At 56.6% G+C, this 12,912-nt stretch carries 15 protein-coding genes; 10 read left to right on the forward strand and 5 right to left on the reverse strand.

Annotation, left to right across the window (positions count from 1 at the left end; genetic code table 11):
• Positions 1-3: 3 nt before the first annotated feature.
• The 10 genes from TRESADRAFT_RS13215 to TRESADRAFT_RS13255 all read left to right on the forward strand — a co-directional run bounded on the left by TRESADRAFT_RS13215 (position 4) and on the right by TRESADRAFT_RS13255 (position 7,732).
• Positions 4-813 (forward strand): sensor histidine kinase, encoded by an 810-nt coding sequence (locus TRESADRAFT_RS13215; protein WP_002706331.1) that lies wholly within the window; start codon positions 4-6, stop codon positions 811-813.
• Positions 814-829: 16 nt separating this feature from the next.
• Complete coding sequence (locus TRESADRAFT_RS13220; protein ID WP_002706332.1) at positions 830-1,444, forward strand: response regulator transcription factor; 615 nt, start codon at positions 830-832, stop codon at positions 1,442-1,444.
• A 456-nt stretch (positions 1,445-1,900) separates the two neighbouring features.
• Positions 1,901-2,596, forward strand: a complete 696-nt coding sequence (locus tag TRESADRAFT_RS13225) for a DUF6261 family protein (RefSeq protein ID WP_040843266.1) — start codon at positions 1,901-1,903, stop codon at positions 2,594-2,596.
• Positions 2,597-2,652: 56 nt separating this feature from the next.
• A complete protein-coding gene (locus tag TRESADRAFT_RS13230) occupies positions 2,653-2,982 on the forward strand; it encodes a hypothetical protein (RefSeq protein ID WP_002706335.1) in 330 nt (109 codons plus the stop codon).
• 3 nt (positions 2,983-2,985) lie between these two features.
• Positions 2,986-3,624, forward strand: a complete 639-nt coding sequence (locus TRESADRAFT_RS13235) for a hypothetical protein (RefSeq protein WP_141607418.1) — start codon at positions 2,986-2,988, stop codon at positions 3,622-3,624.
• Positions 3,625-3,851: 227 nt separating this feature from the next.
• Positions 3,852-4,022: a hypothetical protein gene (locus TRESADRAFT_RS16345; protein WP_159100068.1), complete on the forward strand. Its 171-nt coding sequence runs from the start codon at positions 3,852-3,854 to the stop codon at positions 4,020-4,022.
• Between the two features lie 56 nt (positions 4,023-4,078).
• Positions 4,079-5,509 carry a leucine-rich repeat domain-containing protein gene (locus TRESADRAFT_RS13240; protein WP_217169727.1) on the forward strand — a complete coding sequence of 477 codons (1,431 nt, stop codon included), beginning with the start codon at positions 4,079-4,081 and terminating at the stop codon, positions 5,507-5,509.
• A 71-nt stretch (positions 5,510-5,580) separates the two neighbouring features.
• Positions 5,581-6,018 carry a hypothetical protein gene (locus TRESADRAFT_RS13245; RefSeq protein WP_002706338.1) on the forward strand — a complete coding sequence of 146 codons (438 nt, stop codon included), beginning with the start codon at positions 5,581-5,583 and terminating at the stop codon, positions 6,016-6,018.
• 207 nt (positions 6,019-6,225) lie between these two features.
• Positions 6,226-6,870: a hypothetical protein gene (locus TRESADRAFT_RS13250; RefSeq protein WP_141607420.1), complete on the forward strand. Its 645-nt coding sequence runs from the start codon at positions 6,226-6,228 to the stop codon at positions 6,868-6,870.
• Entirely contained in the window at positions 6,851-7,732 is an 882-nt protein-coding gene (locus TRESADRAFT_RS13255; protein WP_002706340.1) for a hypothetical protein, read from the forward strand. Before TRESADRAFT_RS13250 ends, TRESADRAFT_RS13255 begins: the two co-directional genes overlap by 20 nt.
• On the opposite strand, the gene TRESADRAFT_RS13260 is transcribed toward TRESADRAFT_RS13255, so the two are convergent.
• The 5 genes from TRESADRAFT_RS13260 to TRESADRAFT_RS13280 form a co-directional block, all read right to left on the reverse strand.
• Positions 7,705-8,829, reverse strand: a complete 1,125-nt coding sequence (locus tag TRESADRAFT_RS13260) for an AI-2E family transporter (RefSeq protein ID WP_002706342.1) — start codon at positions 8,827-8,829, stop codon at positions 7,705-7,707. The genes TRESADRAFT_RS13255 and TRESADRAFT_RS13260 overlap by 28 nt on opposite strands.
• A gap of 102 nt (positions 8,830-8,931) precedes the next feature.
• Positions 8,932-10,260 carry a serine--tRNA ligase gene (gene serS, locus TRESADRAFT_RS13265; protein WP_002706344.1) on the reverse strand — a complete coding sequence of 443 codons (1,329 nt, stop codon included), beginning with the start codon at positions 10,258-10,260 and terminating at the stop codon, positions 8,932-8,934.
• A gap of 44 nt (positions 10,261-10,304) precedes the next feature.
• The gene (locus TRESADRAFT_RS13270) at positions 10,305-11,027 is read right to left on the reverse strand and encodes an SIMPL domain-containing protein (protein WP_002706345.1); all 723 of its coding nucleotides are present in this window, start codon (positions 11,025-11,027) and stop codon (positions 10,305-10,307) included.
• 5 nt (positions 11,028-11,032) lie between these two features.
• Positions 11,033-12,517, reverse strand: a complete 1,485-nt coding sequence (locus tag TRESADRAFT_RS16350; RefSeq protein ID WP_002706346.1) for an outer membrane protein assembly factor BamD — start codon at positions 12,515-12,517, stop codon at positions 11,033-11,035.
• Positions 12,514-12,885: a hypothetical protein gene (locus tag TRESADRAFT_RS13280; RefSeq protein ID WP_002706347.1), complete on the reverse strand. Its 372-nt coding sequence runs from the start codon at positions 12,883-12,885 to the stop codon at positions 12,514-12,516. The genes TRESADRAFT_RS16350 and TRESADRAFT_RS13280 overlap by 4 nt, the downstream gene beginning before the upstream one ends.
• Between the last annotated feature and the right edge of the window lie 27 nt (positions 12,886-12,912).

A 12,912-nucleotide genomic window follows, 5' to 3' on the forward strand; every position in this document is an offset into this window, starting at 1 on the left:
GCCATGCAAGACCCCGCAAGCGAAATCGCCGCGCTGCAGGCGATGGTGCACAGCTACATACAGTTTTTCCTTGTCATTGACGTGCTCTTTCCTGTCGTCGGGGTGCTTTTGGCGATAGCTATCATCAAATTTGTTGCGACGCTGAAAAAGCTTAAAGAGTCGGACGAGTACCTTTTCTACACGATTCGCGGGCAGGAAGAGGAGCGAAGCCGCATTTCGCGCGAGCTGCACGACACGATTGCGCAGGACGTGCGCTACGCCCTTTCGCTTTCCGAGCGCAAGGACGCGCAGCATCACCTTGCCGAGATTGCGCAGCTCCTCAAAGGCTCGCTTTTGGAGGTGCGCTCGTTAAGCTACAACCTTGCCCCGCCCGACATCACCAAGGACGACATCATCGAAAACATCAAGGACTTGTGCGCCGAATGTAACGGAAAAAACGGCGTTTCCGTGCGGCTTTCGATAATTGACGGCACGGACGCTTCCTTTCTGACGGCGGACGAAGCGCTGCACCTGTACCGAATCGCGCAGGAAGCCTGCACCAACAGCATAAAGCATTCAAAGAGCGCCGAGATTGCCGTGCTCGTGCGGAACGAAACCGCCGCCGAGGAAAAAGGACTCTACCTGTTCATAAGCGACGACGGCGTAGGGTTCGACACCGCCCGCGCACGGACGGGCTTTACCAAGCATTACGGGCTGAAAGGGATGCAGAACCGCGCACAGCTGATTGGGGCGCTCCTTACCGTGCGGTCTTCCCGCGGCGAAGGAACGCTCGTGAGCGTTTTCATGCCAAATTTGGTGCAAACCACTATATAAGAGTGGGGGGTAAAACATGGTCACGTTTTTCGTGGTTGAAGACCACACGCTTACAAACTTAGGCATACGGGAGCTGCTTTCGGCGCAAGCGGGCTTTTCGTGCGCTGGCTCTGCGTGCACGCGGGAAGAAGCGCTTACAAAACTCGCCCAGCGTTCCGAGCAGCAGCCGTTTCCCGACCTTGTGCTTTTGGACTTGTTCTTGGGCGAAGAAAGCGGCATCGACATTATCCGCACAGTACGCGAACAGTCCCCCGTCGCAAAGATTCTGCTGTACTCGATGTACGCAAAGCCCGGCATTGTAACGCTCGCGCTCGAAAATGGCGCGGACGGCTTTGTGTCCAAATCCGCAAGCGAGTCGGAGCTGCTAACCGCAATCGAGCGCATTCTAGCAGGCGAGCGCTACGTGCAGCAGAGCCTTGTTCCGCAGCTGCTTACCTACCGAACGGTGTTCGACGGGCTTACCAAGCAGGAGCAGAACATCTTTAAGCGGATTTTGGAGCGCGAGCCGAACGAAAAGATAGCCAAGGCGCTGAACATCGTGCCGCGCTCGCTCGAAAACTACCTGAGCCGCATCTACGCAAAGACCGGCTGCAAGAACCACGAGGAGCTGATGCTGCGCTTCGGAAGCTAGGGGGCAGATAGTTCAGCCCCGAAAAAATGTAATTTTTGCCCAGTTTCAGCCCCGAAAAAAATGTAAGATTTCTTTTCACACCGCTTTCTCCTCAAACCTGTGAAATTTTCACACATTTCCTGTGAAAATTTCATTGTTTTTTATGTGATTTTTCACAGCCTTTATGTCGTACAATACCGGCGTGTCTGCACAAAATGTGCAGGCGTGCCACAGTGCGGGCAGTGCTTGCACAAAATGTGCAGGGCTTCCCTGCGGCGGGGGCTGGTTTGCACAAAACAAGCAAGGCTTGCCCGTTTCGGGCGGGGGCTGCACAACATATGCAAGGCCGCCGTTGGCACGGGCGGGCTTTGCACAAAATGTGCAGCGCTCACCTACAGCGGGCGACGGTTGCACAAAATACGCAGCGCTCCCACGACGCTGGCGGGTATTGCACAAAACAAGGAGGAATACAAAAACATGAACAGGCTTACCTACAGTCTGAAAAACACGGAGCTGGACGGACTTACCGACTCAATCGTGCGGGCGTTCAAGGCGGACGCAAAGGCGGCGCTTGACCAGTTCATCGCGAAAGTGATGGAAGAAATCGAAAAGCTCTCCGGGGCGATTACCACGGCAATCTTGCAGGACAAGACGGCGAGCAATCTGGAGGCGGCGGACGGCGTGCGCGACGAGGCGCTCCGCACGCTCGGCACGGTGCTTTCTGGCTACGCGGCGCTTCCCGTGGAGGCAAAAAAGGCAGCAGCCGCGCCGCTCAAAGCAGTGTGGGACAAGTACAGCAAGGCGGGAATCCTGAACGCCTCGTACACAAGCGAGTCGTCGCTGGTGGAAAGCCTTCTGGAGGAGCTGGGCGCGGAATCGCTTGCGGAGAACCGAGCCGCGCTTGACGGAGTTGCGGAGGCGATTAGTGCCGTGCGCGACGCGCAGACCAATTTTGCCCTCGAAAACGACGCTTACGTCAAGGCTCTGAACAACAAGGCGGCTGCGGCTTCCAGCTACAAAAAGCCGCTCCTCGCGCTCATAAACGACAAGCTTGTTCCCTACCTGAACGCCATGCAGATAGCGGGGAACGAAAACTGCGCGGACTTTGCCAAGTCGGTGGAAACGGAAATCGCCCGCATAAACGACGCGGTTGCAAAGCGCGGGAAGAAGTAAGGGAACAAAAACAACGCCACACCGCAGGGCGATATGCGGCAAGGAGATTTATCTTTATGAAAAAGAAATTTGCAATAATGCTTTCTGTTTTCTTCATTCTTACGGCACAGGTCTTTGCCGAGGCAGGCGAGCTTGCGGGAAAGTCCTTTGACGGAGACGTCGAAGGCAAGTGTACTTTTACATTCACTGATGCAAAAAACGGCACTGTGGCATGGGACAACGGAAGCAGCGGAAAATTTACCTACATGATAGACAGCACTGCGAAAGAAATCGTCATGCGCCTTGATTGGGATGGTGAAAAGTTTTCGATTTATGGCACCTACAGCCTCGTTTGCCTGAAATTCAGGTCTGAAGAACACGAATTTTTACTGCTAAGGAAATGGTGATTTTTGCCAGAAGGCAAGGAACATATAAACAAAAGCGGCGGTGGTTGGGCGATGCCGAAACCGCCGGGCGCAGAAGGAGGAATCATGGAATATACATCTGTTTTTGAAGAACTGAATGTAGCCAAGAAAATTGTCTACAGCAAATGGCTCAGAAAAACCATTGCTGCACACAAGAATGAGGAACAATTCCCTGCTGAATTTATGGAAATTGTTGAGCTTGTAGGAAACGACTGGAGCGTGAGCCGCACCGTGCCGCTTGCAAACAGGGATGCTTTTATGCAGTACCTGTGGGAAAAGCGCGACGACATCGTGGGCGGAACATACGACTGGAGCAGAAGCACCTTTGTTTCTGCTCGGAGCGACGGCGTGCATATCCATGCCTACAGTTACGAAAGCAAAATTTGCTTTCTCATAAACCCGCAAGCCTACAAGCTCATCTTCGATTCAAGAAACCGAGAGGCAATGCAAAAAGAAAAGGACGCAGAGCATATCCCTGCGGACTGCAAGATTGACGAAGAGAACTGGCAGAACACGGTGAATGTCTACTACGCCCAGAACCACGCCGACGTTTCCGATAAGACGGACGACGAGGTGTTCTTCGCGATTGACTTTTCGATGTGGTTTAAGAAAGGCTTGGAATAAGGTCAACACACCCGCCTGAGTATGCTCGCATACGCGGCATACTCAGGCGGGAAACAATCAAAGCACGGGCAGAACGCCCGAAGGAGTTTTTACTATGGGATATAGGAAATGTCTGATATGTGGCGCCTATTTTGAAGGAATAAACGGCTTTTGCAAAGACGGATATGAAGGCTGGAGAGAGATTGGGAGAAAGCATACTGATGGGGTTTTTTGTTCCAGAGAGTGTTATGAAGAGTGGCGAGACACGAAATGGGAAAGAGAAAGAGCCGAAAAAGCTGCCGCCCGCGCAGCGGAAGCTGCCGAAGAGCGGGCGGAAGCTGCTGAACGACGGGCGGCAGAAGAAGCCGAGCGCAGACGCAAGGAAGAAGAGCACGATAGGCTGCTTGCGCGGTGCGTGAACATCGACGGCGCATACTACAGTCAGGACAAGACCACGCTGATAGAGGTGGACAAAATGACCCGCCGCCTTGTCGTGCCCGAAGGGGTGCTGGAGATTGCGGACAATGCGTGCAAAGAGTGCAAATCGCTTAAATCGGTAACGCTGCCCGAAAGCCTTGAGGAAATCGGGGAAGCGGCATTTTGTTTTTGTTCCGCGCTTACATCTGTAACAATCCCCAAGAATGTAAAGAAAATCGGCAGATGGGCATTCACGGGTAACGAAGAAACCCCCTCTGGTCTTGAAGAAGTGACAATTGAGGACGGCTGCTCGGTAATCGGCCAGCAGATGTTTCAAAGCTGCACCTCACTCAAATCAATCACGATTCCCGCAAGTGTTACGGAAATCGGCGCATACGCATTCGACGAATGTACTGCACTCAAATCAGTTACGCTTGCTGACGGATTGACGGCTCTTGGTTATGGAATGTTTGAGGGTTGCGAAGCGCTTGAATCAATCACCATTCCCGACGGCATTACGGAAATTCCAGACCACGCATTCGTCATGTGTACTGCACTGTCATCGGTAACGCTGCCCGAAAGCGTCAAGAAAATCGGCGAAGGGGCGTTCGGAGGCTGCACCGCGCTCACCTCGGTGGACGACCTGCTTCTGCATGTAGAAGAGGTTGGGGGCTATGCATTCGGGGAAACGGGCATTACCGAAGTAACGATTCCCGCAAATGTAAAACTGAGAGAATGGAAAAATGAAAAAAAGGATACCTATTACGGTGTTTTTGCTGAGTGTACCTCGCTCAAATCCGCAACGCTTGCCGAAGGCAGAAGGACGGGAGGTGGGCGACTGTTCAAAGGGTGCACGGCGCTTACTTCCGTTACGTTTCCCAGTACTTTTAAGGCATTGAACCGTGGTATCTTCCAGTCATGCACCGCACTTCAGTCGATTACGCTCCCAGAGAGCGCAACAAAGATAGATTTTAACGCTTTTGATGGCTGTGCCAAGTTGCAGTCAATTTCAATTCCTGCGGGCGTTAGCGAAATCAAAGGCTCTGCATTCAACGACTGCAAGTCGCTCCGCTCCGTCGTTATCCCCAGCGGCGTTACGAAAATCGAAAAGAGCACGTTCAAGAACTGCACCGCGCTCGAAACGCTCACCATTCCCGCAACGGTCAAAGAATTTGAGGAGCGGTGGCTTGAAGGCTGCACGGCGCTCAAAACGGTGAACGTGGAGGGCGAAGGCTTTTCAAGCGAAGCCGCCTCCGCGCTCCGCACCTACCTTGAAGACGAGTTCGGCAAAGGCACGGTCAAGCTGGGCGGCTCCGGCGTGGGCGCGGGCGCACTGCTCGGGAAGCTCGGCGGTGCGGCTGGCGGGGCTAAGAACGCTGCGGGCAGCCTTGCGCAGAACGAGAATGTGCAGAACGTAGTGAACGAGGCAAAAGATGCTTTCAAAAAGGCATTCGGCGGCTTCGGCGGCTTGTTCGGCAGGAAAAAATAACAGCATCGCCCCGCGAAAAGGAACGCGGGGCATATAGGAGAAATGAATTATGGCAGTTGAATGGGGAACATGTGAGTATTGCAAGCGGTATCGCCCGCTACTTCCCCGACGGAAGCGCGTATTACGACCTGAGCGATGACGGCACTGCTTCAATCGGTCGCCCCAAAGAGGGCGCGGCTTTCAACGCGGCACAGGCAACCGAGGTCATCGGAAAGACGTTCAGCGGCAAATGGAGCGACAAGTTCACGGCGACGGTAACGTTCGGCAAGGACGGCAGGGCGAGCGTGCTCTTCAGCGACGGCGACAAAGCCAGCGGCGCGTACATCGCAAGCGACGAGGACAACATGGTGCTCTACAACCACAAGGACGCGGGCGTGTGGCACACGTTCACCTACAGCGACGACGATAGCGGCGTGAGGTTCGAGCGCATGTACACGTACAAAGGCACAAAAGGCAAGTTCCGCACCTACCTGCGCACCGACACCCACGACGACTGGAAAAAGAAGTAGCCATGAAAGACAGCGACAAGCAGGGCACAATCTGCATAATAATCATACTCGCCATGCTTGCCGTAGTCTTCGCCGTCAACACGGCGGCTTTCTGAGTCTCCAAAGCGGGTTTGCTGAAACGGCAGCCCGCTTTTTTTGCGCCCGCCTGAAAAACCGCTGCCGGATTCCGGGATGAGATGGCGCGGCAAATGTGCTATAATCATCGCAATGAATAAAGTTCTCGCGTCATTCTTTCCTTCTCTTGCGCTTTTTTCCGCGTTGTTTATCGTCTCCTGCTCGCAGCCGGAATCTCCCGTGGCCGATACGGGGGGCGGGGGGACGTTGCGCGCTCGCGTCGACGGGATTCTCGGGACATTCGAATGGGCGGACGAGCTTGAGCCGGGGAGGCTGACGGAGAATGTCTCGTTCGGGAATGTGTCGAGCCGCGTCAGGATGTCGAACGCCGCCGCCATCGCGGAGCTTCCGTCCGATGGTGCCGTCCCCGAAATTGTTCCGGCGGTTCCCGGGTTCGCCGCGCTCGACCTGTCGGGCATCCCGCGCGCGCTTATGGATTCCGCGGTGAAATTCTTCTCGGGGTTGTCCGGCGGCGGCGACGTCGATTCGTTCATGGCGTCGGGATGCCTGTTCTCGCTCGCGCTTTTCTATGAGGACGGGTGGGACGGCGGGTACGGCTCCTTCGTAATCGGCAGGGCGGACGCGGCGCAGGCGTCGTTCGAGATTCCCGTCCGCTTCTTTTCCGGGGATGACCTTTCCGGAACGTGCGATGACGTCCGCACCTCGTGGATACTGGAGGGGAATTCCTGGAAGGTTGACGGGATAAGGAGGGAAGGCAGTGTCGGCGGAGCTGAGTGAGATTGAGAGGAACATCGTCTTCGACTACCTGATTCGCGGGCGCGTTCCCGTGGAGATTTGCTCCCGTTCGGGAAAATGCGCGACGGTGATGTCGGACAAGTTCTCCATCGCGGAGAAAAACGTCATGGTCCTGCTCGCGCCGCCCGATGACGTCGTGTCGATGGCGGGGAGCGGCGTGTCCGTCCGGTTCTCCTACATGGGCGTCGCGCTTTCCTTCTGCGCCGAGATGCGCATGGTCGAAGGCGGTGTCTCGTTCGTCGTGCCGCCCGTCGTCACGCGGGAAGCGGGGCGCGACGGCGGCGCGGACGGGAAGGAAAGCCCGTTCTCCGTCCTGCTGTTCTACGAGTCGCCGTCCGTCTCCGATGACGGGACGGAATTCGTCAACAAGAGGGACGTCGAGTGCGCCGTCCGGAGCGACTACGGCCCGCTCAATTCGCCGTCGTGGGCTGACATGCCGGAGGAGATGAAGGAGCGCGCGTCGGGAATCATCCGCGACACGGTGCGCGACATGGACGGCGGCATTCCGCACTCATCGCGCCCGAACAGGATGTTCCTCATCCCCGCCGTGAGATATGCGCTCGAATCTTCCCCGCCCCCGGAAATTCCCGAGGTCGTTTTCCTGAACCATGAGCGCATAGTCCTCGGCGTCTCCGACAGCTTTCCTGCCGGAGAGGGCGACGAATTCGCCGCGTGGATTTCGTTCCCGATGAAACGCCCGCTGAACGAGCGGAAAGTGTACGTGTCGTTCCTCGTCGAGCGGATTGTCGCCTCAGGATGCCGCCGAGCTCTTGTGGGGCGGTTCTCCTCGATAAAGCTTGAGGACATCCGCTTCCTTTACGAATTCTCCTGCGGCAAATCCTGAGCGCGCGGCTTCTGCCCGAGGAAAATCGCGAGCGGATGGAGGAACGATATGTTCTCGCAGATGATTTTGACGATGACGGTCAGAGGAATCGCGAGCAGCAGCCCGAGGAATCCCCAGAGCCATCCCCAGAGCGAGAGGCTGACGAGTATGACGAACGGCGATAGCCCGAGGTCGTTCCCCTCGATGCGCGGCTCGATGATGTTCCCGATGATGAAGTTCGTCGCAATCGTGAGGGACGCGACCATTATGATGGGGAAGGGCGACGGGTAGAACTGGATGAGCGCGAAAAGCGACGTCGCCGCGCACGAGATTATCGAGCCGAACGTCGGGATGAAATTCATGACGAACGCGAAGAATCCCCACACCGCCGCGAAATCGACGGAGAACGCCCGGCATATTATCGCGACGATTGTTCCAGTCGCGAGCGATATCACGAATTTAATCGAGATGTACCGCGTCGTCTCGGAAATCGTGTTCTTCAGGATTGTCCGCACCTTCCCGCGGTATTTTTCCCCGAACGCCGAGCCGATTTTCATCTGCGTGACCTTCATCTCCGCGATGAGGAAAATCGAGAGCAGCACGACGAGGAACGTCGATTTCGTGAACGTGAAGATTATCCCGGTGAATTCGAGCGCGACTTTCTTTAGCGCCGCCGAAAGGTTCAGCGCGCTGCTTATGTTCTCGAAAAGCGTCTGCTCCTCGTCGAAATTCAGGAAAATCATGAACTTGGAATTCTTGTTCTCGCGGAGGGACTCGGAAATGGCGCGGTGTATGTCCGAGAATTTCGCCTCGTAGTCGGGTATCGAGGCGAATATCGACTTGAGGCTCGCCGAGAGGATGTTCCCGATTCCGAGGAAGACGCCGAAGAACAGGATGTAGACGATTGCCGTCCCGCACCACCACGGAATATGGAGAGTCCTGTTCATCTTCTTTATGAGCGGGTAGAAGACGAACGTCAAAAGGACTGACATCACCACAGGCTTTATCACGCCCTGCATCAGCTTGAGGAGCGCGCCCCCGACGATGATGCAAATGAAAAGAAGAAGGAAGAAAATCGCCTTCATCCAACGGTTGTCCGGTCTGTTTTGTGCCGTCATTTTGTCTCCCAAAAAAAAGCCCGCCGTCATCGCTGTTCTGGCGCTGTGCCTTCCGGGAAGCCGAAGCTGCCCGGATGTCGATGAACCGGCGGGAATCTGGACTTATTTCTTTGATGAATGGTAAACGACGTCTTTCTTCGCCGTTTTCGGGCCGATTTTGTCGAAGCCGCACATCGGGCGGAGGACTTCCGGTATCGTTATCGAGCCGTCCTCGTTCTGGTAGTTCTCGATTATCGCGAGCATCGCGCGCCCGACGGCGATTGCCGTTCCGTTGAGCATGTGGACGTACTTGTTCTTTCCGTCGTCGTCGTGGAACTTCACGTTCAGGCGGCGTGCCTGGAAGTCGGTGCAGTTCGACGTCGATGTGACCTCGCCGTAGTCGCCGTCGGGATGCTCCTCGTTCGCGCGTCCGGGCATCCATGCCTCAAGGTCCCATTTCCTGTAGGCGGGGGCTCCGAGGTCGCCCGTGCACGTGTCGACGACGTGGAACGGAATGCCGAGCCCCTCGAAAATCTCCTCCTCGATAAGGCGGAGCTTCTCGTGGATTTCGTCCGACTGCTCGGGGAGGCAGTACACGAACATCTCGACTTTGTCGAACTGGTGGACGCGGTACAATCCCTTCGAGAACTGTCCCGCGCCGCCCGCCTCGCGCCTGAAGCAGTGCGAAAGACCGCAATAGTAGAGCGGGAGCGCTTCCTTCGCGAGAATCTCGCCTGAATGGAATCCTCCGAGCGTGATTTCCGCCGTCGCGACGAGGCACGTTCCCTCCTCCTCGATTGCGTACACGTTCGACTCGTTTCCGCGCGGGTTGAAGCCGATTCCCTTGAGAATGTCTTCCTTCGCGACGTCAGGCGTGATGAACGGCGTGAATCCGTGCTTCCTGAGGATGTTGAGCGCGTACATGATGAGCGCCTCCTCGAGGAAAACCGCCTCGTTCTTGAGGTAGTAGAATTTCGGGCCGGAGACTTTCGTTCCGCGCTCGAAGTCGATTATGTCGAGCTCCTCGCCGAGCTGCACGTGGTCCTTCGGCTTGAAGCCGAATTTTCTCGGCGTTCCGACCTTCTTGACCTCGAGGTTCTCCGTGTCGAGCTTGCCTATGGGCGTCTCGGGGTGCGCCATGTTCGGAATCTGTCTTCCCGCCTCGTCGAGCTTTGCCTCGCACTCGGAAAGCTCCTTCTCCGCGGTGGCGACGGCTTCCTTTATCTGCTTTCCCTCGTCGATGTACTTCTGCCGCTCCTCCGGAGTGAGCTTCTGCTTCATGGCGGCCGCGTTCGCGTTGCGCTTCTGCTGGAGTTCCTGGAGTTTTGTTGCGAGCGATGTGCGCTCGTCGAAGAGGCGGACGACCAAATCAGCGTCCGCGTTCATGTTGCGGTTTACGATGTTCTGCTTAACCGCCTCAAGGTTTTCTTTGATGAACCTGTAATCAAGCATTTTTCTGCTCCTGCTTTGTATTTTTTCCCGTTGGGGGGATAGTGCTATTTAAGCTCGTATATTGCGTCGACGGATACGGTCAGCGTCGATTTTCCCGCCTGGACCGGTGTCGATGCTTCCTCGACGGTTATTCCGTCCGCCATCATCGCGTTCGCGACGAGTGAGACGCTCCGCCTGTTCGCGAAATCCTGCTGCTCGTCGATTCTCAGCACCTTGCCGAGCTTCGCCCCGCTCGTTCCCGCGATGAGCTGCGCGGCTTCCTGCGCCTGCTGGACGGCTATCGTCCTCGCCTGCTTGAGCGCGATTGACGTGTCCGAAATCCCGTACTGCAGGGAGGAGAGCTGGTTCGCGCCGGAGCTAAGCGCCGTGTCGATTATGTTGCTGACGATTCCGACGTCCTTCACCAGAATCTGAATCTGGTTCGTGATGCGGTAGTCGTCCATTATCTGCTTCCCGCCCTCGAAATGCGATTCCTGGAAGACGGAGAAATTCTCGGTCGTGACGCAGTCCTTCGCGATTCCCGCCCTCAGGACGGAGCTTCTGACTGCCGCCATCTTCACCGCGTTCTCGTTCGCCGCCGTCGCGACGTTCGGGCCTCTCGTTATCACCGACAGGACGAGCGTCGCGTTGTCCGCGTCGATTGAGACGGAGCCTGTTCCGTGCACGCTGACTGTCCGCGTGCTGTAGTCCACGTTCTTGTATGAACACGATGAGATGAGCGGCGCGAGGAGTGCGGCCGCCATGATTCCTGTGCGGATTTTTTTCATTTTCCTTACCTTATGTCTATGTAGAATCTTTTCAGGTATATGAGCCGCTGGTTCGCCTGTTTCCAGAGCGTGCTCAGCGGATAGTTCTTGACCAGCGATTCGTAGGAGTCGATTGCCGCGGCGATGTTCCGCTCGTTCGAGTCTGCCTCCCATATCGAGCCGAGGAGGAAAAGCGTCTCGTCCGTGTCCTCGTCGGCGGATTCGAGGTACGTCTGGGCGTAGTCGAGCGCGGCGGCATAGTCCTTCGCCTCGAACGCCTTCCGCGCCTTGTCGAGCATGTTCCCGCCCTCGTCTGCTTCTTTCTCGCCGCCTGTCTCCGTCACGTTCGTGAAATTTCCCTCGGGGCGCGGCTGTACGGCATCGTCCGTTTTTGCGGGCTGCTCTGCTTCGGGGCGCTCTCCCATCTTGATGTTCGTTTTCGTGCCGTCGTCGCCCGTGCTTGTCGGGGTCGGCTCCTTCTCCGTTTCGGCCGCGCTTTCACGCTCGTCATACGGGACGTCGCCCGCAGCGGGATTTTCCTTGACGGGTGAAAGCCCCGTGGCGGACGATGCGATGCTTTCCTGCTTCCGCTCCCTGCTCGGGCGCTCCGGGATGTAGTCCGCGTACAGGGGGGCTGCTATGCGCGCGTTCTTCTCCTTTCCCGTTGCCTGCTCCGCCGATATCGTCACCTGGAGGTAATCGTCGATGAATTCACCCGTGAGCGTGTCGTTCTTGTAGAAGTGCAGCAGCGTCTCGCCGGCTTTCTTCGAGCGCAGCGTGAACGACGTGTCGCCCTTTCCGAGCTTCCTTCCGAAGAAAACGACGTGGGATTCGATGTCATCGTTTCCGTCAGCGCTGCTTTCCCCGATGTATGCCCAGCCTTTTCCGGGGTAGGTGACCTCAAGGTACTGGTTGCTCTTGAGCGATACTGCCCTCGACGGCGTTATCGCCCTTTCCGGCGCTTCCTCTTCCGCGTCTTCTTCCTGTCCGTCGGCCATTGCCGTCTCAGCCGGGTTTTCCGGCCGGAGTTCGTCCCTGTTTTCGCTTTCCGCGGTTTTGTCCGAGGCTATCTCCTCCGACGAATCCTCGTCCGCGCCGTTCCCGTCTTCCGCTGTGGATTCCGGCCCGCTTTTCCTGACCGTCCTTATGGAGCCGTCGTACTGTCCGGCGTATTCCTCGATTTTCTTCCCGTCACCGTTTTCCCCGCCGGCTTCCGGTGGGGCGGGCGGCTCCGCCATGTCCGGGTTCGCGTCCTCTGCCGCGACTAGCTCCGGTTTTTCCTCGGTGTCTTCCCGTTCCGGCTCCTGCTTCTGTTCGGCAGTCTCCGTTTTCCGCTCGCCTCTCGACGGGGATGTCGACGTGTTGACGGTGAATTCGGAGTCTTTCTTGAGGGAGACCTCGGTCGCGTTTTTCAGCTCCGGATGCTCGTTGAGCGCCGCCGCGTTCGTGGCGCATGCGGTGAGCGCAAGGACTCCCGAAATGGTCGTGAGCAGTTTCCTCGTTTTTTTCATAAGGCGGCTCCTGTTATCTCGTCGGCGAGCGCGTCGTTCGATTTCTCAAGCTCCTTCATGATTTTGTCGTCGGGGTAGGTGAACCATTTGTCCACGTCGGAGCTGCTCCATTTGTCGGGCGTCGTCCTGAACTGGTAGTAGTCCTTCTCGACGTTCGGCGCGTCCGGTATCACGACCGGCGCGTCAGCCGTGAATTCCGCCACGTGCTTCACCTTCGCCTTTTTGGGGCTCGTCTGGATTGCGAGGACAACCAGACCGATGAAGAAAAGCACGATGATGAGGACGATTGCAATGAAGATGTGCGGCTTTTCATGGACAAGCTCGTCGATTTTATCCCTTGCGTTCTCTGTGATTTCGTCAAAATCCATAGTCTCTCTCCGTCAGCGGCGCGTTTT

The sequence above is a fragment of the Treponema saccharophilum DSM 2985 genome, assembly GCF_000255555.1.
In the GTDB taxonomy this organism is placed as follows: Bacteria; Spirochaetota; Spirochaetia; order Treponematales; family Treponemataceae; genus Treponema_D; species Treponema_D saccharophilum.